Genomic DNA, 25804 nt, shown 5'->3' with positions numbered 1-25804 from the left:
CTGGGGGAGGCCTGGCGCTCGGAAGATGGGACGTCCGGGCCTTTTGGCCGGTGAGATGGAGGGGTTGTCCGTACACTGGACACGAACCCCTTTCCGCGTCTCGCGGCGGCCCCCCAGGAAAGGCGGGGAGGTTTCTGGACCTCCCCGTGAGTGGATGCAGGAACCCTTCGACTTCCAGACGCTCTTCGAGCTGTCGCCCAATCCCTACATGCTGCTGGACCGGGAGCTGAGGTTCGTGACGGCGAACGCGGCCTACCTGCGGGTGACGGCCAGCCAGTTGGAGCAACTGGTCGGGCGCACCCTCTTCGAGGCCTTCCCCCACGACCCGGACGACCCGGCCAATCCCAGCGTCCGGATGTTGCGCGAGTCGCTCCAGCGGGTGCTGACGCAGCGGACGCGGGACACGCTGGCGCTCATCCCCTACCGGGTGCCCCGGCAGAAGGACGGCGGCGTGGTGATGGAGGAGCGCTATTGGAGCGCCACGCACACGCCGCTGTTGGATGGGCGTGGCGAGGTGGCCTTCATCCTCCAGCACACGATGGACGTGACGGAGCTGCAGCAGCTCAAGCAGGCCGTGCGCGACGTGGAGTCCTCGCCGGACGGGGGCGTGCCCCGCACGCAGTTGATGGGCGGGGTGTTCGCGCGGGCCCAGGCGGTGCAGGCGGCCAACCTGGCGCTGGACGATGAGCGCCGGCACCTGCGCCGCATGTTCGAACAGGCCCCGGGCTTCATGTGCTCACTGCGGGGCCCCGAGCACGTGTTCGAGCTGGCCAACCGCGCCTATCACCAGCTCGTGGGCCACCGGGACCTGTTGGGCAAGCCCGTGCGGGAGGCCCTGCCGGAGGTGGCCGGGCAGGGCTTCTTCGAGCTGCTGGACGGGGTGTACTCGAGCGGCGAGCCCTTCATCGGGCGCGGCATGCGCGTGCAGGTCCAGCGCGAGCCCGGCGGGCCGCTGGAGGACGCCTTCGTGGACTTCATCTACCAGCCGGTGATGGAGGCGGATGGCCGCGTCTCCGGCATCTTCGTCCAGGGCCACGACATGACGGCGCAGAAGCGGGCCGAGGACGAGCTGGCGCGCCACCGCGAGCACCTGGAGGAGCTGGTGCGCGAGCGCACGCGGGCGCTGGAGGAGAGCGAGGCGGAGCGCCGGCAGGCGGAGGCCGCGCTGCTCCAGGCGCAGAAGATGGAGGCGGTGGGCAAGCTCACCGGCGGCGTGGCGCACGACTTCAACAACCTGCTCCAGGTGGTGAGCGGGAATCTCCAATTGCTCGAGCGCGACACGGTGGGGGACTCGCGCGCGCGGCGGCGCCTGGAGACGGCGCTGGGCGCGGTGGAGCGCGGGGCGCGGCTTGCGTCGCAGCTGCTCGCGTTCGCGCGCCGGCAGCCGCTGGCGCCCACGGCGCTCAACCTGGGCCGGCTGGTGCGCGACATGGACGACCTCCTGCGCCGCGCGCTGGGCGAGGACGTGGAGGTGGAGACGGTCATCGCGGGCGGGCTGTGGAACACGTCCGTGGACCGCAACCAGTTGGAGAACGTCATCCTCAACCTGGCCATCAACGCGCGCGATGCCATGGACGGCCGGGGCAAGCTGACCATCGAAGCGGGCAACGCGATGCTGGATGACCACTACGCGATGCTGCACCCGGAGGTGACGGCGGGGCAGTACGTGCTGCTGGCCATCTCCGACACGGGCTGCGGCATGACGCCGGAGGTGATGCAGCGCGCGTTCGAGCCGTTCTTCACGACCAAGCCGGAGGGCCGGGGCACCGGCCTGGGGCTGAGCATGGTGTATGGCTTCGTGAAGCAGTCCGGCGGCCACGTCAAAATCTACAGCGAGCTGGGTCACGGCACGTCCATCAAGCTCTACCTGCCGCGCACCTTCCAGGCGGCGGCGCAGCCGGCGGAGAGCGGGCCGGGGCAGGTGGAGGGCGGCACGGAGACCATCCTCGTGGTGGAGGACGACGCGGCGGTGCGGGCCACGGTGGTGGAGGTGCTCACGGAGCTGGGCTACCGCGTGCTCAAGGCGCATGACGGCCAGAGCGCGCTCGCGGTCATCCAGAGTGGCCTGCCGGTGGACCTGCTCTTCACGGACGTGGTGATGCCGGGGCCGGTGCGCAGCCCGGAGCTGGCGCGGCTGGCGAAGGCGCACCTGCCGGACATCGAGGTGCTCTTCACGTCCGGTTACACGGAGAACGCCATCGTGCACGGCGGCCGGTTGGATCCGGGCGTGAGCCTGCTGTCCAAGCCGTACCGGCGTGAGGACCTGGCGCGGAAGATCCGCTCGCTGTTGCGCGGACGCGAGCAGCGGCTGGCGGCGAAGACGTACCGCGCGCCCGAGGAGGCGAAGGAGAACCGCACGCTGCGCATCCTGCTGGTGGAGGACGACGCGGACATCCGCGAGTCCGCGTCCGAGTTGATGGCGGACCTGGGGCACACCGTGCGCGCGGTGGAGAGCGCGGAGGCGGCGGGCGAGGCGCTGGCGAAGGAGCCCTTCGACCTGCTCTTCACGGACGTGACGCTGCCGGGCAAGTCCGGCAGGGTGCTGGCGCGCGAGGCCGCGCGGCGCTACCCGGCCCTGCGCATCATCATCGCCTCGGGAGACTCGCGCGCGGTGGCCGGGGAGGACGGCGAGGCGCTGGAGCGCGTGGTATTGCTGCCCAAGCCGTATGACCTGAACCAGATGGAGCGTGCGTTGGAGCAGGCCGCAGAGGAAGCCACCGCCGCCGCCCGGACGCGGCCCACGTGACGGACGCGAAGGCCCGGACGGGCGAAGTCCTCTATGTGTCCACCCTGCCGGGCCTGGAGCCCGCGCTGGAGGCGGAGGCGCGCGAGCGCGGGCTGTCCTTCCGGCGCGTGGAGGGCGGCATCGAGTGCGAGGGCCCGTCCGGCCTGCACCAGACGGCGAACCTGCACCTGCGCACCGCGAGCCGCGTGCTGCTGCGCCTGGGCTCCTTCACGGCGCCCACCGCGGACGCGCTGGTGCGGGGGCTGGAGCGGCTGCCCATGTCAGGCGTCTGGGACGGCCAGGCGCCGCTGCGGCTGTCGGTGAGCCTGCACCGCTCCGTGGCCCCGGGGCCGGCCGTGGTGCTGGAGTCCGCGGCCGTGGCATGGAACCCGCGCGAGGTCGCGGGCACCGGGCACCTGGATGAAGAGGGCGCGGGGCCGGGGCTCACGCTGCTGGTGCGGGGGGAGGGCGAGCGCTGGACGGTGAGCGCGGACACCTCCGGGGAGCCGCTGCACCAGCGCGGCTACCGGCAGGAGGTGGGGCGCGCGCCCCTGCGCGAGACGCTGGCCTCGGGCATCCTCCGGCTCGCGGGCTACGCGGGGGACGTGCCGCTGGTGGATCCGATGTGCGGCTCGGGCACGTTCCTGGTGGAGGGCGCGTGGATGTCCCAGCGCCGCGCGCCGGGGCTCCTGCGCGCGTTCGCGTTCCAGTCGTTCCCGTCCTTCGACAAGGCCGCCTGGGAGCGCCGCCGCGCGGAGGCGGAGGGGGAAGCGCTGGCGGAGCCTCGCGTGGCACTGCGCGGCTACGACCTCAACGCCGGCGCGCTGGGCACTGCGCGGCGCAACGCGAAGCGCGCGGGCGTGACGCTCACGCTGGAGCGGCACGACCTGCGCACGCTGAAGGCCCCGCCGGAGGGCCCCGGGCTGGTGGTGGCCAACCCGCCCTATGGCAAGCGCGTGGGGGAGGCGGAGGACCTGCCGGACCTCTACCGCGCGCTGGGAGCGACGTTGAACGGCGCGTTCCGCGACTGGCGCAAGGCGCTCATCGTCCCGGACGAGCCGAGGCTGGTGGCGGCGCTGGGGCTGAAGGACGCGCGGCGGCTCCCCGTGAAGAACGGCGGCCTGCGCTGTCTGCTGTTGCTGGCGGGCGGGTAGCTAGAGCGGCAGGACCAGCTCGAAGCGCGCGCCGCCCTCGGGCCGGGCGCCCGCGCGCACCCTGCCTCCGTGCGCGAGCACCACGCGCCGCACGATGGCCAGGCCCAGGCCCCGTCCGTTGGCCCGGGTGAGGAAGAAGGGCTCGAAGACGCGCTGCGGATCCAACCCCGCGATGCCCGGGCCCTCGTCCTCGACGACCAGTGACACGCCGTCCGGCACGCGGCGCACCGCCACGCGCACCGTGCCCCGGGCCGGCGAGGCCTGGATGGCGTTGCGCATCAGGTGCGTGACGGCCAGCTGCAACAGCGTCTCGTCGCCGGACAGGTCCGGCACGTCCGGCGCTTCGTCGAAAATCACGCGGGGCGCGGGCAGCTCCTCGCGGCCGTGGAGGAGCTGTCCCAGCGCGCGGTGCACCAGCTCGCCCAGCGACACGGGGCGCGGCCGGGGCTCCAGCGGGCGCACCGCGTCCAGCAGGTCGCGCACGATGTCCTCCAGCCGGATGGCCTCCTCCTCCAGCATCTCCACCGCGGCGGCGCCCGCGGGCCCCAGGCGGGGTTCGCGCTTGAGCACCGCCACCGTGTTGAGGATGGCCCCCAGGGGGTTGCGCACCTCGTGGGCCACGACGCCCGCGGCCTCGCCCAGCACCGTCAGCCGCTCGCTGGCGATGAGCTCGTTCTGCAGCCGCGACACCTCCGCGAGCCGCGCCTCCGCCGCGCGGTGGTGCCGCACGTTCTCCAGCGCGCCGCCGATGAGCTGCGCGAACAACTCCAGCGCTCCCGCGTTCGCGGGCGTCAGCGTGGTGGACTGCACCGCCAGCACGCCGAAGGGCTCGTCCCCCACGAAGATGGGCGCGTCCAGCGCGCGCGAGCCCGGCGGGTAGATGCGCTGGATGCTGTCCGCCACCTCCGGCGTGTGCAGGTGCCGCGCCATGCTGAAGGCGTCCGGGTGGAACACGGCGCGGCGGCTCGTGAGCACCTCCGCCAGGTGCGGCATCAGGGAACGGTGGAAGCGCACCTCGTGCACGTCCTGTCCGTACAACCGCGCCGCCGCCGCCAGGCTCTCCGGTTCCTGGCGCATGGGCCCGTGGCGCAGGGAGTCGCCCTCCAGCAGCATCACGGAGACGTAGAAGCCCTGCTGGTGCACCGCGTCCACCGCCAGCTCCAGCACCGCGCGCTCATCTCGGCAGCGCAAGAGCTCCGCCGCGGTGGACACCAGCATGGTGGACAACCGGCGCACCGCGTCCCCGCCCTCCGCGTCCAGGAGCAGCACGACCTGCTCCTCCGGCACGCGCCCCGGCCCCGTGACGGGGGAGAGCATGTACTGGTGCCCCTCCGTGCCGCGCACGCGCACCCACGCGGGCTGCACCGGCGTGGGCAGCTCGCCTCGCGCCAGCGCTTCGCAGATGGGCTCCACCCACGCGCGCTCGTCGGGCCCGAAGCGCGCGGAGAGCTCCAGGAGCGACGGCAGCTCGTCCTCGCGCAGCCCCAGGAGCGCCCGCAGCGCGGCGTTGGTGAACACCAGCTGGGTGCCGCGAATCACGAACAGGGGCACCGGCAGCGTCGCCAGCAGGCCGTCCAGCGAAGCGGCGGGAACGGGTCCGCTCATCGACGTCCCCTCCACGCGCGCCCGTCCGCTCCCCTGGCCGCGTGCCCCTCTGCTCCAGAGGGGCGGGAGGCCGGAGGCAATCGCCGCGAGGGGGCTCCGTAGGGAGGGGGGAAGGCGTTGAGCACCGGAGAAGACACCATGAACTTCGCGAACGAGTTGGACCGCAGGGACCTGGAATTGAAGTCCGTCATGGCGGTGTGGGTCGCCTTCGTGGCGATGAGCGCGGTCTTCCTGGGCCAGTTGTTCTAGTCAGGGCTTCTTGGCGCGGCGGACGTACTGCTGGATGAATTCCCGCTCCTCCGCGCGCAGCGCGCTCAGGCGCAGTCCGTAGCCCCGGGGGTTCTTGCCGTCGTCCAGGGAGTTCTCCCAGATGACGGAGCTGCGCAGGGTCATCACCCGCTCCGGATCATCGAAGCGCAAGGTCAGCTCCACCTGCGTTCCCAGCCGCAGCGGCCGGTCCGTGCCGATGAACAGGCCGCCCGACGACAGGTTGATGATCCGGTGGTCGGTGAAGATGCCCGTGTTCTTCATCGACACCTTCACGTCCGCGTGGAGCCGGTCGTCGGACCGGCGCTCCAGGCCCACGAACTCGGCGCTCGAATACGAGGGCGCGGGCGCGGCGATGGGGCGCCGGACGGGCGCGGGCGGAGGCGGCGTGGGGGCCGCGGCAGGAGCAGGCGGAGTCACGGGCCGCGCCACGGGCGTCATCACCGGCGGAGGCCGGGCCGGCGCGGAGGGCGGTACGGGCCGCGTCATCGTGCCTGGCGCGGGCGTCGGTGGGATGGAGGCGGCCACCGGACGCGTCAGGGTGCCCGGCACGGGCGTGGGCGGAATGGAGGCCGCGACCGGACGGCCCAGCGAGCCCGGCGCGGGCGTCGGAGGGATGGACGCGGCGGCCGGACGCGCGAGTGAGCCCGGCACGGGCGTGGGCGGAATGGAGGGCGCCACCGGCCGCGTCAGGGTGCCCGGCACGGGCGTGGGCGGAATGGAGGCGGCGGCGGGACGCGCGGCCTGCGGCGCGTCCCCCGGCGGCGGACGCGCCGGCAGCGCGGTGCCGCTCATCGGCAGCGGCGCGGCGGGCAGCGCGCCACTCATGTCCAGCCGGGGCGGCGGGGGCGCGGGCGGATGCAGCGCGCCCTGGAGGAAGAGCGTCTCCGCCTCGCGGATCCGCCGCGAGAGGAAGTCGAAGATCTCGGTGGAGACCTTGCGCAGCTCCGGATGCAAATCCGGCGACAGGTGCTCCGGCGAGAAGCGCTTCGCCATGCGGAAGAAGGCGAGCCGGAACTCGTCGAGCGACGCGTTCGGCTTGAGCCCGAACACGTCATGCGGCGCCAGGTGCAGCAGGCCTCGCAGCTGGTTGCGCAGGCGCTCGGCCTGCTGGCTCTCGATGGAGGGCGTGGGCGCCGCGGTGGAGAACAGGTCGCGCACCTCCGGGAGTTCCTGGAGCGCGACCCAGTTGGTCCCATCGCGCGACGCGCGCACGGCCGTCTTCAGACGACCGGACGCGATGAGGTCGCGGAAGGCTTGCAGTTGCAGGGGGCCCAGCACGCGGCCGAGCGAATCTCCCACCCAGTAACCGACAGCGGATGACGACACGGAAACCTCGGGGAATCAGGACGCGAGCGCCTGTCGCACGGCGTTGGCAATCTCCAGGGGATGGAAGGGTTTGCCCACGAAGCCCATCGCCCCCGCGGCGATGGCCTGCTCCACCACCGGCTCCGCGTCCATGCTGCTGATGACCAGCACGCGCGTGTCCGGCGACACACTCTTGATGGCGCCCAGCACCTCCAGCCCGCTCTTCTTCGGCATGAAGAGGTCCAGGAACATCACCGCCGGCTGCTCCTTCTGCGCCAGCGCCAGCCCTTCCTCCCCGTCCGCCGCCTCCAGAAGCCGCAGGTCGATGCCCGTGTCCGCGATGACGTCCTTGAGGATGCGACGCACGAAACTGTCGTCATCCACCAGCAGCAGGGTAGGTAGTCCAGGCATGGCGGCAGGATACATAAGACGCGCGACGTTTGGGCGCGCGCATCCCAAGTGCCTGCTCGCCTTTTGGGTTAAGGGGTGGGCATGTCCACCGACCCCGCGCTGTCCCATTTCGAGTCCCACAAGGCCGCGTACCTGGAGGACCTCAAGGCCCTCGTACGCATACCCAGTGTGTCCTTCCCCGGCTTCGACGCCGGCCTCGTGCGCAAGAGCGCCGAGGCCACCGCGGCCCTCTTGAAGGACCGTGGTTTTGAAAACGTCCAGTTGCTCGAAATCGAGGGCGCGCATCCGTATGTCTATGGCGAGGTGCTCAAGGCGCCGGGCCGGCCCACGCTCCTGCTCTACGCGCACCACGACGTGCAGCCCGCGGGAGACGAAGGCGCGTGGAAGAGCCCGCCCTTCGAGCCCCAGGTGCGCGACGGCCGCCTGTACGGCCGCGGCGCGGCGGACGACAAGGCCGGCATCGTCGTGCACACCTCCGCCGTGGACGCGTGGCTCCAGAGCACCGGACACCTCCCACTCAACGTGAAGGTCATCATCGAGGGCGAGGAGGAGGCCGGCAGTGACCACCTGGGTGCATTTCTCCAGAAGCACGCGAAGCTGGTGGCGGCGGACGCCATCGTGTTGACGGACACGTCGAACTTCGACACGGGCCTGCCGTCCATCACCACGGCGCTGCGCGGGCTGGTGACGGTGGACGTGGAGGTGCGGGGGCTGCACCAGGCGGTGCACTCGGGCATGTGGGGCGGGCCCATTCCGGATCCGGCGATGGCGCTGTGCCGGATGCTGGCGTCGCTGACGCACGCGGACGGCTCCATCGCGATTGAAGGCGTGACGGAGCAGGTGAAGCCGCTGACGGCCTCGGAGCGCGAGAGCATCCAGGCGCTGCCGGGAGACGAGGCGACCTTCCGCGGGCAGGCGGGCCTGCGCGAGGGCGTGGAGCTGCTGGGCGGTGGGCGGCATCCCTGGGAGACGAACTGGCGTCAGCCGAGCCTGGCCATCAACGCCATCCAGGCCAGCAGCCGCAAGGACGCGCGCAACATCGTCGTGGAGTCCGCGTGGGCGCGCGTGGGGATCCGCGTGGTGCCGGACATGGATCCGGAGGACGTGCAGCGCCGGCTGGTGGCGCACCTGAAGAAGGTGTGCCCCTGGGGCCTGGAGCTGGAGATCCGCGAGGACCAGGCGTCGGGGTGGTGGTACACCGACTCGTCGCACCCGGCGTTCCAGGCGGCGTTCCGCGCGCTGGAGAAGGGCTACGCGAAGAAGCCGGTCACCATCGGGTGTGGTGGCTCGATTCCGTTCGTGGAGCCGTTCGCGAAGGAGCTGGGCGGCGTGCCCGCGCTGCTCATCGGCGTGGAGGACCCGTACACGTATGCCCACTCGGAGAACGAGAGCCTGCACCTGGGCGACTGGGAGAAGGCCATCCGCTCCGCCATCCACCTCTATGAGGAGCTGGCGAAGTCGCTGACGCCTCGCGGCTGAGCGGGGCGGGGACGGCCACGGGCGTCGGGGCCCGTGGCCGCGTGCGCTACAGGCCGCGGAAGCGGTCCGTGGCCTCGATGAGGGCGGAGGTGTTGCCGGGCTCGTTGGCGGAGTGGCCCGCGTCCGGCACCATCACGAACTGGGCCTCCGGCCACGCGCGGTGCAGGGCCCACGCGCTCTCTGGCGGGCACACGACGTCGTAGCGTCCCTGCACGATGACTGCGGGGATGTGGCGGATGCGCTGCACGTCGTCCAGGAGCTGCGTGTCCGTGCGCAGGAAGCCCTTGTTGACGAAGTAGTGGCACTCGATGCGCGCGAAGGCGATGGCGAAGGCGTCGCCCGCGTTTCGCGCGACGAGCTCCGCGTTGGGGTACAGGCAGCTCGTGCGGCCCTCCCACACGCTCCACGCCCTCGCGGCCTCCTGCTGCGTGTGCTTGTCGTCGCCCATCAGCCGCTTCGCGTACGCGTGCAGCAGGTCGCCCCGCTCGTCCTCGGGGATGGGCGCGAGGTAGTGCTCCCACGCGTCCGGGAACATCGCGCTCGCGCCGCGCTGATAGAACCAGTCAATCTCCTGCTTGCGCAGCAGGAAGATGCCGCGCAGCACCAGCTCCGTGACGCGCTCCGGATGGGCCTGCGCGTACGCGAGCGACAGGGTGCTGCCCCACGAGCCGCCGAAGAGCAGCCAGCGCTCCAGGCCCAGGTGTTCGCGCAGCCGCTCCATGTCCTCCACCAGGTCCCAGGTGGTGTTCTGCTCCAGGCTGGCGTGCGGGGTGCTGCGGCCGCAGCCGCGCTGATCAAAGAGGATGATCCGGTAGACGGCCGGGTCGAAGAAGCGGCGCTGCTTCGGGTCGGTGCCTCCGCCCGGGCCGCCGTGGACGAAGAGCGCGGGCTTGCCCTTGGGGTTGCCGCTCTCCTCGAAGTACAGCGTGTGGCCGCCGGTGACCTTCAAGTGGCCGGTGCGGTAGGGCTCGATGGCGGGATAGAGCGTACGCAGCGGCGTGGTTGCGGGCACGGGATTCCTTCCTTGGAAACGGGGTGGCGCGCACCCTAACAACAGGCGGCGCTTGCGGGGGCGGGCCGTTCAGGGGAGCACGTCCACCCGAGAACGCCCCGCAGCGGAGCTCCGATGCGTGCCCGCTTCAGGGCTTCTCGGGCGGGACGGGCGCCGCGGGCTCGCGGGGCGCTTCCGGCGGCTTCGGCGCGGGCGGCACGCCGCGTCCGGCCTGGGCCACCATGCGCACCTCGGCGTTCTCCCCGAGCGCGTAGCCGTCTCCCTTGAGCTCCAGGTCCGTGGCTTCGATGACGTCGCCGCGCTGCAGGTGGAAGAACCTCTCGTTCTTCTCCGAGCGGTGGCGCTCCTGCATCGCCAGGCCCACGCGCCCCTCCGGGCCGCAGCCGATGTAGCGCTGGCGGCCCTTGCCCTCCAGCGACTCGCTGACGATGCGGAACAGGCGGCCCGGCGGCGGCGCCTGCCAGGGCTCGCCCTTGGGCGCGACCAGCAGGTAGCTCATCTTGAGCGACTCCTTGTGGAAGCCCGCCGAGCGCGCCAGCTCCTCCACCACGCGAGGCATGGGCCACGCGCGCTCGGCGTGGCACCAGTCCGTCTCCTTCACCAGCGCGGGGCACGCGCCGCGATACATGCACGGCGCGCGGATGGCGTAGCCGCGCTCCACCAGCAGGTCGCGCACCTTGAGCAGGTTGCGGCTCGTCTCACGCAGCGCGGGCTCCATCACCAGCAGGCTGCCGCCCTTCTTCACCTTGGCGAGCACCGACTCCAGCAGCGCCGCGCGCGGCTTCAGCGCCTCGTCCGTCGCGCCGTAGAGCTCGTTGATGACGTGCCCCATCGTGATGAGGTCGTACTGGCCCTCCGGCAGCGTGGCGTTCTTCTTCAGCGGATCCCACTCGCGCGTGGCCAGGGCCTCGCCGGCCTCCGTGGCCAGCTCGCGCGCCAGGTTCAGCGCGGGCTTGCTGCGGTCCGCCGCGGTGACCTCGCTCGCGCCCGCGTCCATGGCCGCGAAGGCCACCGGGCCCGGACCGCTGCCCAGGTCGAGCACATGGCGCGGGCGGTTCGGCAGCTCGCCCAGCACCTGACGGGCCTGGGCGTAGGACACCGGCCAGTAGAAGAGGAGGTACGCGCCCAAGAGGCGCGGGTCGTCCATGTACCGGGCGCCGGCCAGCTGCCGCTCGCGGGTGAGGCCGTGCGACAGCTGCTTCACGCCCGCGCCCACCTCCTTGACCTCCTGCGGCGTGAGGCGTCCTTCCGGCCCGTCTCCCCGGCCCCGGGACGCGCGCCACACGGAGATGAGCCGGGGCAGCCATCGCTCCAGGTCCTTGCTGTATGCGTTGCTCATCGTTGCCTTCACATCAGGGGTCGCCACCCGGAGGCGACCGCGTTAAACCCGTCCCGCCATGATTTCCGTCCGCGGACTGCGCAAGCACTATCAGGTTCACAAGCGCCCGCCTGGCCTGAAGGCGGCCCTGCGCTCGCTCGTCCACCGCAGCTACACGACCGTCAAGGCCGTGGACGGCATCACCTTCGACATCCGGCCCGGAGAGCGCGTGGGCTTCCTGGGCCCCAACGGCGCCGGCAAGACGACGACGCTCAAGGTGCTCGCCGGGCTGCTCCACCCGTCGGAGGGGGAGGTCCGCGTGGATGGGCACGTGCCCCGGCTGCGCGAGGAGGCGTTCCTCAAGAAGATCATGCTGGTGATGGGGCAGAAGCAGCAGCTCCTGTGGGACCTGCCGCCGTCGGAGACGTTCGAGCTCAATCGCGCCATCTACGACGTGCCCCGCCCCCAGTACAAGCAGACGCTGGAGGAACTGGTGTCGCTCCTGGAGCTGGGGGACCTCATCGGCAAGCCGACCCGGCAGCTCTCCCTGGGCGAGCGGATGAAGTGCGAGCTGGCCGCGGCCCTCATCCACCGCCCCCGGGTGCTCTTCCTGGACGAGCCCACCATCGGCCTGGACGTGTCCATGCAGGTCACGATGCGCGCGTTCATCAAGGCCTACAACGAGCAGACGGGCGCCACGCTCATCCTGACCAGCCACTACATGGACGACGTGGCGGCGCTCTGTCCGCGCGTCATCGTCATCGACAAGGGGCAGCTGTCCTACGACGGCAGCCTGGACGCGCTGGTGCAGCGCGTGCGCCCGGAGAAGCGCGTGGTGCTGCGGCTGGGCCAGCCCGTGGAGGCGGGCCTGCTGGCGCCGCTGGGCAAGGTGGTGTCGCACGAGCCGGGCACGGCGGTGCTCCAGGTGCGGCAGGACGCGGTGAACGCCACGGTGGGCCGCGCGCTGTCCACGCTGCCGGTGATGGACCTGACGGTGGAGAACGCGCCCCTGGAAGAGGTGATGAGCGAGCTGTTCCAGGAGGGCAAGGCGCGCCGGGCGGAAGCCGCTCGGGAGGCGGTGACGGCGTGAGCCTGCGCACGGCCCTCAAGGCGTTCCCCACGATGCTGCGCATCGGCTTCTCCGAGGCGGTGGCCTACCGCGCGGAGATGGTCATCTGGGTGCTGTCCACCACCATGCCGCTCATCATGCTGGCCCTGTGGTCGGCGGTGGCGCGAGGCGGAGCGGTGGGCCGCTTCGGACAGGCCGAGTTCACGGGCTACTTCCTCGCGGCCTTCTGCGTGCGGCAGTTCACCAGCTCCTGGGTGGCGTGGCTGGTCAGCTACGAGGTGAAGCAGGGCACGCTGGCGATGCGGCTCTTGAGGCCCGTCTCCCCGCTCCTGTCGTACGCGACGGAGGTGCTGGCGGGCATCCCGCTGCGCGTCGTGGTGGTGCTGCCCGTGGTGGGCATCAGCCTGTGGGCGGCGGGCGCCGAGCGGGCGGTGCCCACATCGCTGGGAGGCTGGGGGTTGTTCCTCTTGGGCCTCGTGGGCGCGTGGCTCATCACGTTCTATCTGAACGTGCTGTTGGGCACGCTGAGCCTGTTCATGGAGAGCAGCCAGAAGCTGATGGAAGTCTACATGGTGCTGTTCTTCGTCTGCTCCGGGTACATGTTCCCGGTGGAGTTCTTCCCGCCCGGTGCGCGCACGGTCATGGAGTGGCTGCCGTTCCGCTACCAGATGGGGCTGCCGGTGGAGCTGATGACGGGGGCGCACGCGGCGAAGGAGGCGTGGACGTTGCTCGCGGCGCAGTGGACGTGGGTTGCGGGGCTGGGCGTAGTGTCGATGGCCGTCTGGCGCCGGGGCCTGGCGCGCTTCGCGGCGTTCGGAGGGTAGGGCGGTGGTGAACGCGAAGCGCTACCTGCGCCTGTTGGGCGTGCAGCTGAAGGCCTCCGGGCTCCTGGCGTTGCAGTACCGGGCGGACTTCCTGGCGGAGGGGCTGACGTCGCTGGCGTGGACGTTCACCGCGCTGGCGCCGCTGTTCGTCGTCTTCGGCACGCGGCCCAGCATCGAGGGGTGGACGTTCCAGGAGTCCCTGCTGGTGGTGGGCTGGTTCACGCTGCTGCAGGGCGTGCTGGAGGGCGCCATCAGCCCCAGCCTCACGGGCATGGTGGAGCACATCCGCAAGGGCACGCTGGACTTCGTGTTGCTCAAGCCGGCGGACGCGCAGTTCCTCGTCTCCACGCAGCGCTTCCTGCCATGGCGCGCGGTGAACGTGCTGTCCGGCGTGGCGCTGTTCGTCTACGCGTTCGTGTCGCTGGGGCGCTGGCCGTCGCTGCCGGGCATCTTCGCGTCGCTGGTGTTGCTCGGGACGAGCATGCTCATCCTGTACTCGATGTGGATCCTGGTGGTGAGCGCGGCCTTCTTCGTGGTGAAGGTGGACAACCTCACGTACCTGTTCACGTCCATCTTCGACGCGGCCCGCTGGCCGTCCTCGGTGTTCCGGGGCTCGCTGTCGTGGGTCTTCACCTTCATCATCCCGCTGGCGCTGATGACCACCTTCCCCGCGCTCGCGCTGTTGGGCCGGCTGCCGTGGACCTGGCTCGTGGGCGCGGTGGTGGGCTCGGTGGCGTTCGCCGCGGTGGCGCGGTGGGTATGGCTGATGTCCATCCGCCACTACACGTCCGCGAGCAGCTGACCCAGGGGGCGCTGACAGCGGGGCAGGCCCTCCGGGACGCGCCCGCTGCGGCGGCGAGAAGTCGTCTCAGGAACGCGGCTCACCCCGTGGAGTCTGGGTGATAGGAATTCCCCTGTTGTCTTTTCTTCGTCTGGGTTAAGGGGCCGCCCCCCCCCCCGCGGCGAAAGCCGCACCCCTCATGAAGTGAAGGACTTCCCCCTCGATGATCCGTATCCGTTTTCACGGCCTGCTGGCCGCGCTCGCGCTTGCGTCCGCGTCAGCCTGCGCCCCCGACGCACCGTCTTTCATTGACGCTCCTTCCACCTCCACCGCGCGGCTCGATACATCCGTATGGAACAGCGCCGGCACCATGGCCTCCGTGCGCGTGGACGCCACGGCCACGCCGCTGCGCAATGGCTATGTGCTCGTCGCGGGCGGGGGCACGTCCTCCGCGGAGCTGTATGATCCGCGCACGGGGCGCTGGTTCTCGCTGGGCGCCATGGCCACGAGCCGCCAGCGCCACACCGCGACGCTGCTGTTCTCCGGCAAGGTGTTGGTGGTGGGCGGCGGCACGTCGGTGCTGGCCGCGAACGGCGCGGAGCTGTTCGACCCGGACACCAATGGCTGGAGTGCCGCGACGGGGCTGGACCTGCCCCGCTCCCAGCACACCGCGACGCTGCTCCCCGACGGCCGGGTGCTGGTGGTGGGCGGCGACAGCGGCTTCGGCAACGCGCTGTCCTCCGCGCTGCTGTATTCCCCGGCGACGAACTCGTGGTCCGTCACCGGCAGGATGGGGGCGCCGCGCCTGGGGCATGCGTCGACGCTGCTGCCGGATGGCCGGGTGCTGGTGACGGGCGGTCGCGACAGCGCCAACGGGGACGTGCTCGCGACGGCGGAGCGCTATGACCCGGCGACGGGCGAGTGGACGACGGTGGGGCGCATGGCCACGCAGCGCACGGGCCACACGGCGACGCTGCTCTTCTCCGGGCAGGTGCTGGTGGCGGGCGGCTTCGCGGGCAGCCTGGCCACGGACACCACCGAGTTGTTCGATCCAGGCACCGGCACCTGGACGTCCCAGGGCGTGTTGCCATCTCCGAGCGTCTTCCACACGGCGACGCTGCTCACCTCCGGGCAGGTGCTGGTGGCGGGCGGCTCCACGGGCGGCCAGCCCTATCTGGACCGCGCCGCGCTCTACAGTCCGGCCACGGGCGTCTGGACGGAGACGGCGTTGATGGCGTCCCGCCGCATCAGCCACGCCGCCGCGCTGCTGCCATCGGGAGAGGTCCTCGTGTTGGGCGGCGTGCCGCAGGTGGGCGCGCGCAGCGCGTCCGCGGAGCGCTACCGCCCGTCCATCCTGGCGTGGAGCACGGCCGCGAGTCTCGTCACCGCGCGCTCGCAGCTCAGCGCCACCCGGTTGGACACGGGCGACGTGCTGGTGGCGGGCGGTGCGTCCTCCTCGGGAGTCGCGCTGTCGAGCGCCGCGCTGTACGACGAGACGACGAACACCTGGAGGGACACCGCCGCGCTGGGCAACGCTCGCTTCCTGCACTCCGCCACGCGGCTGAAGGACGGCCGGGTGCTGGTGACCGGAGGGCAGCGGGATGCCTCCACCTGGCTGTCCGCCACGGAGGTCTACGCGCCCTCGACGGACACCTGGACGGCGGTGGGGAGCCTGGGAACGGGGCGGGCCCGTCACACGGCGACGCTGCTTCCGGGCTCCGGCAAGGTTTTGGTGTCGGGCGGCACGTCGGGCGCGAGCACCGCCTCCACGCTCGCCAGCGCGGAGCTGTTCAACCCGGTCGCGGGCACCTGGAGTCCCACGGGCGCCATGGGGCACGCGCGCACGTACCACGCGGCGGTGCCGCTGCCTTCGGGCGAGGTGCTGGTGACGGGCGGCAGCTCCACTGGGGCGGATGCCATCATGGCGACCGCGGAGCTGTACGACCCCGCCACGGGGACGTGGCGGCCCACGGCGTCCATGGCGGTGGCGCGCTACGGCCACATCGCGGTGCCGCTGGGCAATGGCAGCCAGGTGTTGGTGGCGGGCGGCTGGGGCGCGGATGGGCCGCTGCGTTCGGCGGAGGTGTACGACGTGGCGCTCGGTACGTGGAGGACGGTGGCGCCCATGAACATGCCGCGCTACCTGCCGCACGCCACGGCGCTGTCCACGGGCCGCGTGCTGGTGGTGACGGGAGAGGGCGGCTCGGGGTTGGGCGTGCTCGATTCGGCGGAGGTGTATGACGCCGCGATGAACGCGTGGACGCCCGCGGGCATCCAGTCCTCGCGCAACACGCACCACGGCCTGGCGCTGCTGCCCTCGGGCCGGGTCCTCGTCGCGGGAGGCAGCGGAAGCGGCGGCGCGCGCGTGGCCGTGGACGTGTACTCACCGGCGCCTTGAGCCGGTAGCCGGAGTAGCCGGAACGGGGCGGGCACATGCAATGCCCGCTCCACGCCACAAGGAGCGCCACGTCCGCAACCGAAGTGGGCACACGGGAGCACTGGCCGCCCCCGCCCGAGCGCTCAAAAACCTGTCCGACAGTCGGACCGGTTCAGCCGGCTGGGGCGGAGGGCCGCTCTCCCCTGTGGCGACCCTCCAAACCTGTCCGACAGTCGGACAACCTCATGGGGTTCAGCTGGAGTGACGGCTCCCGGCCTGGGACCTCAAACCTGTCCGACAGTCGGACAACCTCATGGGGTTCAGCTGGAGTGCCGGCTCCCGGCCTGGGACCTCAAACCTGTCCGACAGTCGGACAACCTCATGCGGTTCGGTTGGAGTGACGGCTCCCCGGCCTGGGCCTCAAACCTGTCGGACGGTCGGACAACCTCATGCGGTTCGGCTGGAGTGATGGCTCCCCGGCCTGGGTCCTCAGACCTGTCGGACAGTCGGACAGGTTCCGGTGGCTAGGGGGAAAGGGGCGCCCCCGACGGCAGTCCTCAAAATCCTGTCCGACAATCGGACCGGTTCCCGTGGTTCGAGGGACACCGGTCCCCTGCATCGATCTTCAAGGCTTGTCCGACAGTCGGACAGGTTTGCGTGACTCGGGGCAGCAGCGCTTCCCGCTTCGGTTCTGAGAACTTGTCGGACAGTCGGACAGGTTTGTGCGGCTCGGGGGAACGGCGCCCCGGCCTCGGCCCGCAGGACTTGTCGGACAGTCGGACAGGTGCGGTCGGGTTGGATGGAGCGCCGGTCCCCTGCCGCTGTCCTAGAAACCTGTCCGACAGTCGGACAGGTTCGCGCGGGTTGGATGGACGGTCTCCCTTGATTCGACTTCCCAAACTTGTCCGACAGTCGGACAGGTTTTGGCAATGCGCCTCCGGCCGGGGCGCTCCCACTGGGCTCTCACCTTCTCAATCAGGGGAACAGCTTGGATGCCCGAGGATTCGCGGCTTCTTCGTGGACGCGGCTTGTGGCTCCACGGCTCCGGGCGTCGTGGCTTCGTGGGAGACCCGGGGTTCCTTGCTGATGCGTGGAACCCCGGGGGCACAGGGTGGACCCTGCTCAGGCCCCTGCGTGTGGCGCTTCGTGCGCCGCGTCCTCGCGGGTGTAGTACGCGAGGCATTCCTCTTCACGTCCTCGCACCACGCGTCTGCCATTGAGCGGGCCGACGTGGGACGTCACCACCGTGTACTGGCCTTCGATGTCAGCCTGGTCGTAGTAGATGACCACCCAGTCATCCGTCGCGTTCTGCTGGTGCGCCAAAGCCGTGTTGGAGAACAGCGCGCGGAAGTTCCAGTCGTCCACGTGCTCGCGCATTACCGGCAGCCAGGCTTCTCCGGAGGGGTTGAACCGCTTGGGCGCGATGCGCCGCAGCTCGCCTGCCTCCGCCCTGCGCCTATAGTCCGCGTCCACCTTCAGGAGCAGCGCTACTGACGGATGCGGCGCGTCCTCTCCTCCGTGGGACCGGGCCCGCGCGCGCTCACGCCGGTTGCGTCCCAGCCTCGCGGCCAGCACCTCGCGCACCTGCTCCGCGCGCCGGGGGCCGAAGCCCTCCACCCGTTCCAGCCGCCCGTCGTGCGCGGCCAGCTCCAGGGCCTCCAACGTGGTGATGTCCAGCTCCTCGTGGATGCGCTTCGCCAGCTCCGGCCCGATGCCGGGCACACTGGCGAGCAGGCCCTCGGGGGACGCTTCACCCTCCAGCCGCTGGAGCAGCTCCAGCCGCCCCGTGCGTATCAGCTCCGCGACCGCCGCCGCGATGCTCTTGCCCACGCCAGGCAGCTCCCTCAGCCCTGCCTCGCCCTCCGCCGCCAGCACCTGCGCCACCGAGTCCGGCCAGTTCGCGATGGTCGCCGCCGCCTTGCGGTAGGCCCCCACCCGGAAGGGCATCGCGTCCTGCGTATCCAACAGGTCCGCCACCCGTTCCAGCGCGTCCGCGATGTCGATGTTGCTCTTCCATTCGACGCCCATGGTACCTGGAAGGTAGGGGCTCCCCGGGAGGACGGCCACCCCGCGGCCTGATGCCAGCGCGCACGGCGTCACTCCCCCGATAAATTCCCCGGCCCCGCGACCTCGCCGCGCTCGCTGGGTTGAAATGGGCCGCAGGCAGTCACGCGAACCTTTCGACCCGGAGAAGGACGATGCGCTGGAACAAGACGTTGGCGGTGGGAACGGCCCTGGTGCTGTCGGCGGCGTGCGGCGGGATGGATGAGCGGGAGGCCGTGGAGTCCCTGCCGGACTTCGCGGGCACGTCGCTCGAAATCAATACGGACGCGCTCGCGCAGGACGGCGCTGCGCTCGTGGCCCAGGACCTGATGCAGGTGGAGGCGTCGCTCGACGGCCAGGGGGCCGCGATGCTGGAGGGCGCCCGCCTGGAGGTGAAGGCCCTCAACGACACGCTCCGGCAGGCGCTGGTGCCCATCGCGGACCTGGCGAAGCGGGCCGCCAACGAGCAGCCCCGCGACGTGCTGGCGTTCGGCCCCGCGGACCGCGCCAACGCCACCTTCCGGCTCTTCGTCCGCAAGGGCGACGGCCAGCGCTACCAGTGGAAGCTGGAGGCCCGCCCGCTGAACAGCGCCGACGACGCGGCCTACACGCTGGTCGCGGCGGGCGCGCTCCAGCGCGACGGTGAGCCGCACCGCGGCCGGGGCACGCTGGCCATCTCCCTGGACAACCTCAAGGCGGTGGCCCCGTCCTTCGCGGGCCAGGGCAAGCTGATGATGTCCTTCGCCCACTTCGGCAAGGGCGGCAGCAAGTCGCTGGCCTACCGGCTGGCGAACTTCACCCCGAACCCCGCCACGCACGACGCCGTCACCGGCGCCTTCGTGGGCCACAAGATGGAAGCCACCGGCGTCACCCGCGTGCGCGTGCTCGGCGCGTACAACCTGCCCGGCACCGCCACCTCGGCGAAGGAGAAGGTGCTCTCCGCGGTGCGCCACATCCCCGGCACCGGCGGCCGCGTGGACGTGCGCGCCTGGGGTGGCGACATCGCCGCGAACACCTCCTACGTGGGCAGCGCCTGCTGGGACGCGCAGGAGAAGGAGCTCTATCGCGTGCTGCTCCAGTGCTCGGACTCGGGCCGTCCGGAGAGCTGCACGGAGGTGGCCGGCAGCCGCGTGGGCAGCGCCCAGGCCTGCCCCGCGGTGGAGCTGCGCGGCGACGTGACGCCCCCGGAGGGCACCGGCGACGCCGTCACACCCGAGCCCGGCAACCCTGGCGCGCCCGACGACGTGCCCTCGGATGTCGCCGCCGGGTTCTAGAAGGGCAGGGCGGACGCCACCACCGCGTCCGCTTCAATCTCCACCAGCATCCGTGGGTCGATGAGCGCCTTCACCTCCACCATGGAGGTGGCGGGGCGGATGGCCGCGAACACCTCGCCGTGGGCGCGGCCAATCTCCTCCCAGCGGGAGATGTCCGTGACGTACATGCGCGTGCGGACCACGTCCTCCAGCCGGGCCCCCACCGCCTCCAGCGCGGCGCGGATGTTGGCGAGCGCCTGGGCCGCCTGCCGGTACGCGTCCCCTTCACCCACGAGCTGGCCGTCCGCGCCCGTGGCGGTGGTGCCGGAGACGGACACGAAGGGGCCCGTGCGCACGGCCCGCGAGTAGCCCACCCTGGGCTCCCAGGGGGTGCCGGTGGCATGGAGGATGCGCTGCATGGTGAAGGCTCCGATGTGGGCCTGGAGAGGGCTGCCCGGGAGGGCCGGAGCCCGGCCGGACCTCCAGGCGCTGCTTGCGAAGCTGCAAGGAACGACCGCCCGTGATAGTTGGCCTCGGATCATGGCCAACGAGCTCGAGAGGGAGGTCGCCCGGCGACGGACCTTCGCCATCATCTCCCACCCCGACGCGGGAAAGACAACCCTGACGGAGAAGCTGCTGCTCTACGGCGGCGCCATCCACCTGGCTGGCAGCGTGAAGGCCAAGCGGGCGCGGCGGCACGCGACCAGCGACTGGATGGAGCTGGAGAAGGAGCGCGGCATCTCCGTCACGTCCTCCGTGCTCCAGTTCAACTACCGCGACCACGCGGTGAACCTGCTGGACACCCCGGGCCACCAGGACTTCTCCGAGGACACCTACCGCACGCTCTCCGCCGCCGACGCGGCGGTGATGCTCATCGACGCGGCGAAGGGCGTGGAGCCCCAGACGAAGAAGCTCTTCAAGGTGTGCCGCATGCGCGGCATCCCCATCTTCACCTTCGTCAACAAGCTGGACCGCTTCGGCCGTGAGCCGCTGGATTTGATGAACGAGCTGGAGCAGGTGCTCGGCATCCGCTCGTACCCGATGAACTGGCCCATTGGCATGGGGCCGGAGTTCCGGGGCGTCTACGACCGGCAGGCGCGCGTGGTGCACGTGTTCTCCGCGGAGGGCTCGCACGGCGAGTCGGAGGTGGCGGAGCGCTCGGTGTCCATCGACTCGGACGAAATCAAGACGGTGCTCACGGAGAACGAGCTGGCGAAGCTCCGTGAGGACATCGAGCTGCTCGACATCGGCGGGGACCAGTTCACGCGCGAGAAGTCGGACGCGGGACAGCTGTCGCCCATGTTCTTCGGCAGCGCGATGACCAACTTCGGCGTGCGGCCCTTCCTGGACGCGTTCCTGGACCTGGCGCCCGCGCCCACGTCGCGCCCCACCACGCAGGGCCCTCGCGAGCCGACGAACCCGAAGTTCGCGGGCTTCGTCTTCAAGATTCAAGCGAACATGGACCCCGCGCACCGCGACCGCATCGCGTTCATGCGCGTCGTGTCCGGCCGCTACGTGAAGGGCATGAACGCCTTCCACTCGCGCCTGGGCAAGGAGGTGCGGCTCGCCAAGCCCAGCCAGTTCATGGCCGCCGAGCGCACGTCCATCGAGGACGCGTGGCCGGGGGACGTCATCGGCCTGTTCGACCCGGGGCAGTACCGCATCGGCGACTCGCTGGCGGAGGGCGCGCAGGACGTGGTGTTCGAGGGCGTGCCGCGCTTCAGCCCGGAGTTCTTCGCGGTGGTGCGCTCCAAGGACCCCCTGCGCCGCAAGCAGATGGAGAAGGGGCTGGAGCAGCTGTCCGAAGAGGGCACGGTGCAGATCTTCCAGCAGCTCGCCATGGGCATGAAGGACCCCATCGTCGGCGTGGTGGGCGCGCTCCAGTTCGAGGTGCTCCAGTACCGCCTGGAGCATGAGTACGGCGCGAAGATCGCCCTGGACCGGCTGCCCTTCAGCCACGCCCGCTGGGTCGTGGGCGCGAACTTCGACCCCAAGTCGTTCGACTGGGAGGGCAACCGTCAGACGGTGCAGGACCGCGACGGGCTGCCCCTGGTGCTCTTCCGCGACGACTGGGCGCTCCAGCACGCCGAGGAGAAGCATCCGGAGCTGAAGTTCGTCTCCGAGGCCCCGCTCTTGCGGCAGGCGGCCTCCAGCGCGACGGGCAGCTGACGGCGATGCCGGCACATGGCCTCCGTCAATGACCCGAGTCCCCTGGGGGGGGAGACGCAAGCCGGCCCCCCCATGCCCGTGGCGCCCCCTCCCGAGGGCGCGCCGCCCGAGCCCCGCGCGCGCCGGGTTCCCAGCACGTGGCTGAAGTGGATCGCGCTGGGCCTGACGCTCGCGCTCTGGCCCGCGTTCAAGCTCGCGCTGGGGCCCCAGAGCGAGCTGCGCGTGCGCTTCGCGAAGGTGGGCTGGGGCCTCACGGGGCAGCTCACCACCGCCAGCCGGGGCGGCCCGCCCGAGTCCCGGCCCCTCACCGAGGAGGACCTGACGCAGGTGCTGGAGGATGGCATCCCGGAGGGCCTCCAGGAGGTGCGCATCCCGCTGCCGCGCGACTCGCGGCGCGCGGAGCTGACGCTGTGGAAGATGGAGGACCGCCCCATCCTGGAGGTGACGTGGGTGCCGCTGCGCGGGACCGTGTTGAGCGGGCCTGGGGTACGACCGCTGCCCTTCGAGGACGCGCTCAACCCGGACGGCTCGCGCACCGTGCGCGTGGACCGGCTGCGGCCGGGGCCCTGGAACGTGGACACTGCGGACCTGCTCTTCGCCGGGGTGACGTGGGCGCTGGCCTGGCTGCTCCTGGCGGCGCGCCGGGGGGAGGGGAGGGCGGCGGCCTTCGCGAGGCGCCAGGGCCGCTGGGCCCGCTACGCAGTGGCTCCGCTCGTGGCCTGGGCGCTGTGGTGGCTGGCGTTCTTCCCGGGGATCCTCTCCTACGACCCGCTGATCCAATGGCTGCAGCTGCGCACGGGGCAGTTCGAGGACTGGCACCCCGCGTTCCACACGGCGTACCTGTGGCTCATCGGCGGGCCGTTCGACTCGCTGGCGGCGGTGGGACTGGCGCAGGTGGCGCTGTTCGCGGCGCTGCTGGGCAAGGCGTTGGAGGAACTGGAGCAGTGGCGGGTGCCCGCGTGGGCGCGGTGGGCCGTGGTCGCCTGGGTCTCGTTGTCCCCCGCGGTGAGCATCAACGTCATCGCGGCGTGGAAGGACGCGCCGTTCACGGCGGCGTGCCTGGGCACCGTCTGGGTGCTGCTGCGCACGGAGCGCCGGGGGCGGCTGGACCGCGCGAGCGCCGTGGCGCTGGGCGTGTTCCTGCTGTGCCTCACGCTGCTGCGGCACAACGGGGTGGTGATCAGCGTGCCCCTGCTGGCCACCTGCGCGTGGCGCTACTCGAAGGACCGCGCGCGGCGGACGGCGGCGCTGGTGGTCGTGGGCGGCGTGCTGCTGGTGCGCGGGCCGCTGTACTCCGCGGCGAACGTGGCGCCGCCGCCCCCGGAGCTCACGCAGGTGCTCCTCCTCCACCGGCTGGGCGTGGTCGCGAACGCGCCGGACCTGACGCCCGAGGAGGCCCGCGTGCTGTCCAGCCTGATGCCGCTGGAGGAGTGGCGCGCCCGCTATGACTGCGGCTCCGTGGCCCGCATCATCTTCGGCTCGCCGCTGGACCGGCCGGGGCTCAAGGGACGGGCAATGGAGCTGCTGGGGCTGCTCTGGGAGCACGCGAAGCGCCACCCCGAGGCGATGCTGCAGCACCAGCTCTGCGTGACGCGCTACGCGTGGGACCCAGTCCTGTCGGCGCTCTACATCGGGCCGTTCAACGGCAAGGGCAACACGGTGGACCCCAACCGCGTGGGCGTGAAGCCACACTCCTGGCTGCCGGGGCTGCGGCCCCTCCTGGAGGACTTCGCCCTGGGCACCTACGCGCAGGTGGGCTGGCCCCGCGCCACCTTCTGGCAGCCGGCCCCGTCGGTGTACCTCTGCCTCGCGGCGTGGCTCGTGCTGGCCTGGCGGCGGCGCGGGCTGGCCGTGCTGATCATCTTCCAAGCCATCGTCCTCAACCACCTGGCGTGGCTGCTCCTGTCCCCCAACCCGGACCTGCGCTTCCTCTTTCCCACGGTGCTGTCGGCCCCGCTGCTGCTGGCGTTCGCCCTGGCGCCGGGGGGTGGTGTGTACGGGCCCCATCAGGTAGACAGCTCGAATGTCGCGGCATGACTCCGCGCCCGGGGGGGCGCACGGCGGTGGTTCCTGGAAGCTCGCGGCCCTGGCCCTGGTGGCGGCGCTCGCGCTCTGGCCACTGTTCAAGTACCAGGCGGGGCCGGACACGGAGCTGCGCCTGCGCTTCCAGGCGGTCACCGGGCCGCTGACGGGCAGCGTGTCCTTCCAGCGCGACGGCCACACCCCGCAGCAGCGCGACCTGACGCCCGCGGACCTGCTCCAGGTGCAGGGGGCGGACCTCCCGGAGGGGATGCGGGAGCTGCGCATCACGCTGCCCCGGCGCACGCGCTCCGCGGAGGTGGTACTCCAGGGCATGGCGGACCGGCCCGTCGAGCAGGTGACGTGGGTGTCCATGCGCTCGCCCCCGCTCTTCGGCGCCGCGCGGCCGGAGCAGACCTTCGAGCAGCGGCGGGAGGGCGATGCGCGCCACGTCGTGGTGCCCCGACTGGCGCCCGGTCTCTGGAACCTGGAGCGCGTGGACGTCTACGCGGTGCTCCTGGCGTGGGGTTTCCTGTGGCTCGTGCTGGAGACGCGCTGGGGGCAGGGGCGCGTCGCGGCCTTCGGGCGGCGGCAGGCGGGCTGGGTGAAGTACGCGATTCCCCCGGCGCTGACGTGGGGGCTCCTGTGGGCGCTGTTCTTCCCGGGGCTCGTGTCCTTTGACCCGCTGGCCCAGTGGGAGCAACTGCTGGACGGCAGGTACGTGGACTGGCACCCGGCGTTCTCCACCTGGTGGATGGGCGTGATGGCGGCGCCCTCGGGGTCGCTGGGGGGCGTGGCCGGCCTTCAACTCCTCCTGTTCGCGGCGGTGGTGGGCAAGGGGGGGGAGGAGCTGGGCCACTGGAGGGTGCCGGCCTGGGCGCGCTGGGGCGTGGTCATGTGGGTGGCGCTGGCGCCCGCGGTGGCCATCAACGTCATCGCGGTGTGGAAGGACGCTCCCTTCACGCTGATGTGCCTGCTGTCGGTGCTGCTCCTGCTGCGCGCGGAGCGGACCGGGAGCCTGGGCAGGGGCGGCGCGGTGGCGCTGGGGCTGTGCGTGGCGGCGCTGTGCCTGCTGCGGCACAACGGCCCCGTGGTGGGCGGGCCCCTGCTGGTGGCGGCCCTGTGGCGCTACCGGGTGAAGCGCGAGCGCCTGCTGCTGGCGGTGACCGCCGTGGCCGCCGTGTTCTTCGTCCGCGTGCCGATGTACGCGGTGATGAAGGTGAAGCCCGCGGCCTCGATGCTGCACCAGGTCTTCGCCATCCACCGGCTGGGGGCCGCGGCCCGCTCCGGCGACCTGCCGCCGGAGGACGTGAAGGTGCTGGAGGAGTTCATGCCCCTGGAGGAATGGCGCAGCCGCTACGCCTGCGAGGCCGTGGGGCCCCTCATCTTCGGCTCCCCGATTGGCGCCCACGAGGAGAAGCTGGAGGGGCGTGACGCGGACCTGGGCGGCGTGCTGTGGCGCTTCGCGAAGCGCCACCCCGGGGTGCTCGTGGAGCACCAGCTCTGCGTCAGCCGCTACGTCTGGGCGCCCGCTTCGCTGCTGTACGTGGGGCCCTTCAACTGGGGCGGCAGCACCATCGACCCCAACCGCCTGGGGCTGAAGACGCGCTCCTGGTTGCCGCGCTGGCCGGGCTACTTCGAGGACCTCGTCAGGGCCACGTACTCGGGGCCGGGCTGGCTGCGCGCCATCTTCTGGCAGCCGGCGGTGTCCTTGTATCTGCTGCTCGCGGGCGTGCTCGTGGCGACGTGGCGTCAGCGCTCCCTGACGGCGCTCGGGTGCGCGCAGACCGCGCTCATCAACGCGGCCTCCTGGGTGCTGGTGTCGCCCAACCCGGACCTGCGCTTCCTGTTCCCCACGCTGCTCTTCAGCCCATTCTTCCTCGCGTTCGCCCTGTCGCCGCGCCGCGTCCGGGTGGGGGTCGCGGCGCAGCCGGGCGCGGACGCTCCGGCGGCGGGGGCCGTCTCCCGGGAGGGAGAGGCCGCCGCCTGA

The 25804-nt window shown here is 71.6% G+C and carries 18 protein-coding genes; 11 read left to right on the top strand and 7 right to left on the bottom strand.

The features are described 5' to 3' along the window. Positions 1–154 precede the first annotated feature (154 nt). Both KYK13_RS31730 and KYK13_RS31725 read left to right on the top strand, forming a co-directional pair. Positions 155–2746, top strand: coding sequence for a response regulator (locus tag KYK13_RS31730; RefSeq protein WP_223637421.1), 2592 nt, complete (start codon positions 155–157; stop codon positions 2744–2746). Continuing rightward, positions 2743–3879 carry a class I SAM-dependent RNA methyltransferase gene (locus tag KYK13_RS31725; protein WP_223637418.1) on the top strand — a complete coding sequence of 379 codons (1137 nt, stop codon included), beginning with the start codon at positions 2743–2745 and terminating at the stop codon, positions 3877–3879. The genes KYK13_RS31730 and KYK13_RS31725 overlap by 4 nt, the downstream gene beginning before the upstream one ends. On the opposite strand, the gene KYK13_RS31720 is transcribed toward KYK13_RS31725, so the two are convergent. From KYK13_RS31720 to KYK13_RS31710, 3 genes are all read right to left on the bottom strand, one after another. Beyond that, complete coding sequence (locus KYK13_RS31720; protein ID WP_223637416.1) at positions 3880–5484, bottom strand: ATP-binding protein; 1605 nt, start codon at positions 5482–5484, stop codon at positions 3880–3882. Positions 5485–5733: 249 nt separating this feature from the next. Continuing rightward, positions 5734–7080, bottom strand: a complete 1347-nt coding sequence (locus KYK13_RS31715; RefSeq protein ID WP_223637414.1) for a TIGR02266 family protein — start codon at positions 7078–7080, stop codon at positions 5734–5736. Positions 7081–7095: 15 nt separating this feature from the next. Further along, complete coding sequence (locus KYK13_RS31710) at positions 7096–7470, bottom strand: response regulator transcription factor (protein WP_223637412.1); 375 nt, start codon at positions 7468–7470, stop codon at positions 7096–7098. Positions 7471–7551: 81 nt separating this feature from the next. Here KYK13_RS31710 and KYK13_RS31705 point away from each other — a divergent pair, with 81 nt between their 5' ends. Next, positions 7552–8949, top strand: a complete 1398-nt coding sequence (locus KYK13_RS31705) for a M20/M25/M40 family metallo-hydrolase (protein ID WP_223637410.1) — start codon at positions 7552–7554, stop codon at positions 8947–8949. Positions 8950–8995: 46 nt separating this feature from the next. Here the strand turns inward: KYK13_RS31705 and pip are convergent, their stop codons facing one another. Both pip and KYK13_RS31695 read right to left on the bottom strand, forming a co-directional pair. After that, the gene (gene pip / locus KYK13_RS31700; RefSeq protein ID WP_223637408.1) at positions 8996–9961 is read right to left on the bottom strand and encodes a prolyl aminopeptidase; all 966 of its coding nucleotides are present in this window, start codon (positions 9959–9961) and stop codon (positions 8996–8998) included. A gap of 127 nt (positions 9962–10088) precedes the next feature. Next, complete coding sequence (locus tag KYK13_RS31695) at positions 10089–11300, bottom strand: small ribosomal subunit Rsm22 family protein (RefSeq protein ID WP_223637406.1); 1212 nt, start codon at positions 11298–11300, stop codon at positions 10089–10091. A 58-nt stretch (positions 11301–11358) separates the two neighbouring features. On the opposite strand from KYK13_RS31695, the gene KYK13_RS31690 reads away from it, so the two are divergent. The 4 genes from KYK13_RS31690 to KYK13_RS31675 all read left to right on the top strand — a co-directional run bounded on the left by KYK13_RS31690 (position 11359) and on the right by KYK13_RS31675 (position 16351). Continuing rightward, positions 11359–12369: an ATP-binding cassette domain-containing protein gene (locus KYK13_RS31690; protein ID WP_223637404.1), complete on the top strand. Its 1011-nt coding sequence runs from the start codon at positions 11359–11361 to the stop codon at positions 12367–12369. Then, positions 12366–13172: an ABC-2 family transporter protein gene (locus KYK13_RS31685; protein ID WP_223637401.1), complete on the top strand. Its 807-nt coding sequence runs from the start codon at positions 12366–12368 to the stop codon at positions 13170–13172. The genes KYK13_RS31690 and KYK13_RS31685 overlap by 4 nt, the downstream gene beginning before the upstream one ends. 7 nt (positions 13173–13179) lie before the next feature. Further along, positions 13180–13974 carry an ABC transporter permease gene (locus tag KYK13_RS31680; protein WP_223646852.1) on the top strand — a complete coding sequence of 265 codons (795 nt, stop codon included), beginning with the start codon at positions 13180–13182 and terminating at the stop codon, positions 13972–13974. 349 nt (positions 13975–14323) lie between these two features. Beyond that, complete coding sequence (locus KYK13_RS31675; RefSeq protein WP_223637399.1) at positions 14324–16351, top strand: kelch repeat-containing protein; 2028 nt, start codon at positions 14324–14326, stop codon at positions 16349–16351. A gap of 1101 nt (positions 16352–17452) precedes the next feature. On the opposite strand, the gene KYK13_RS31670 is transcribed toward KYK13_RS31675, so the two are convergent. Next, positions 17453–18358, bottom strand: a complete 906-nt coding sequence (locus KYK13_RS31670) for a helix-hairpin-helix domain-containing protein (protein WP_223637397.1) — start codon at positions 18356–18358, stop codon at positions 17453–17455. A gap of 170 nt (positions 18359–18528) precedes the next feature. On the opposite strand from KYK13_RS31670, the gene KYK13_RS31665 reads away from it, so the two are divergent. Further along, complete coding sequence (locus tag KYK13_RS31665; protein ID WP_223637395.1) at positions 18529–19647, top strand: hypothetical protein; 1119 nt, start codon at positions 18529–18531, stop codon at positions 19645–19647. Here the strand turns inward: KYK13_RS31665 and KYK13_RS31660 are convergent. Further along, positions 19644–20045, bottom strand: a complete 402-nt coding sequence (locus KYK13_RS31660; protein ID WP_223637394.1) for a RidA family protein — start codon at positions 20043–20045, stop codon at positions 19644–19646. The two genes, KYK13_RS31665 and KYK13_RS31660, sit on opposite strands and share 4 nt — an antisense overlap. Before the next feature lie 121 nt (positions 20046–20166). On the opposite strand from KYK13_RS31660, the gene KYK13_RS31655 reads away from it, so the two are divergent. Genes KYK13_RS31655 through KYK13_RS39140 form a run of 3 tightly spaced genes read left to right on the top strand, consistent with a single transcriptional unit; the run spans position 20167 to position 25804 of the window. Continuing rightward, positions 20167–21795: a peptide chain release factor 3 gene (locus KYK13_RS31655; RefSeq protein ID WP_223637393.1), complete on the top strand. Its 1629-nt coding sequence runs from the start codon at positions 20167–20169 to the stop codon at positions 21793–21795. A gap of 15 nt (positions 21796–21810) precedes the next feature. Continuing rightward, positions 21811–23832 carry a hypothetical protein gene (locus KYK13_RS31650; protein ID WP_223637392.1) on the top strand — a complete coding sequence of 674 codons (2022 nt, stop codon included), beginning with the start codon at positions 21811–21813 and terminating at the stop codon, positions 23830–23832. Beyond that, positions 23819–25804 carry a hypothetical protein gene (locus tag KYK13_RS39140; RefSeq protein ID WP_304504067.1) on the top strand — a complete coding sequence of 662 codons (1986 nt, stop codon included), beginning with the start codon at positions 23819–23821 and terminating at the stop codon, positions 25802–25804. Before KYK13_RS31650 ends, KYK13_RS39140 begins: the two co-directional genes overlap by 14 nt.

The organism is Corallococcus sp. EGB (genome assembly GCF_019968905.1).
In the GTDB taxonomy this organism is placed as follows: domain Bacteria; phylum Myxococcota; class Myxococcia; order Myxococcales; family Myxococcaceae; genus Corallococcus.
This window is presented reverse-complemented; position numbering and strand designations above follow the sequence as displayed.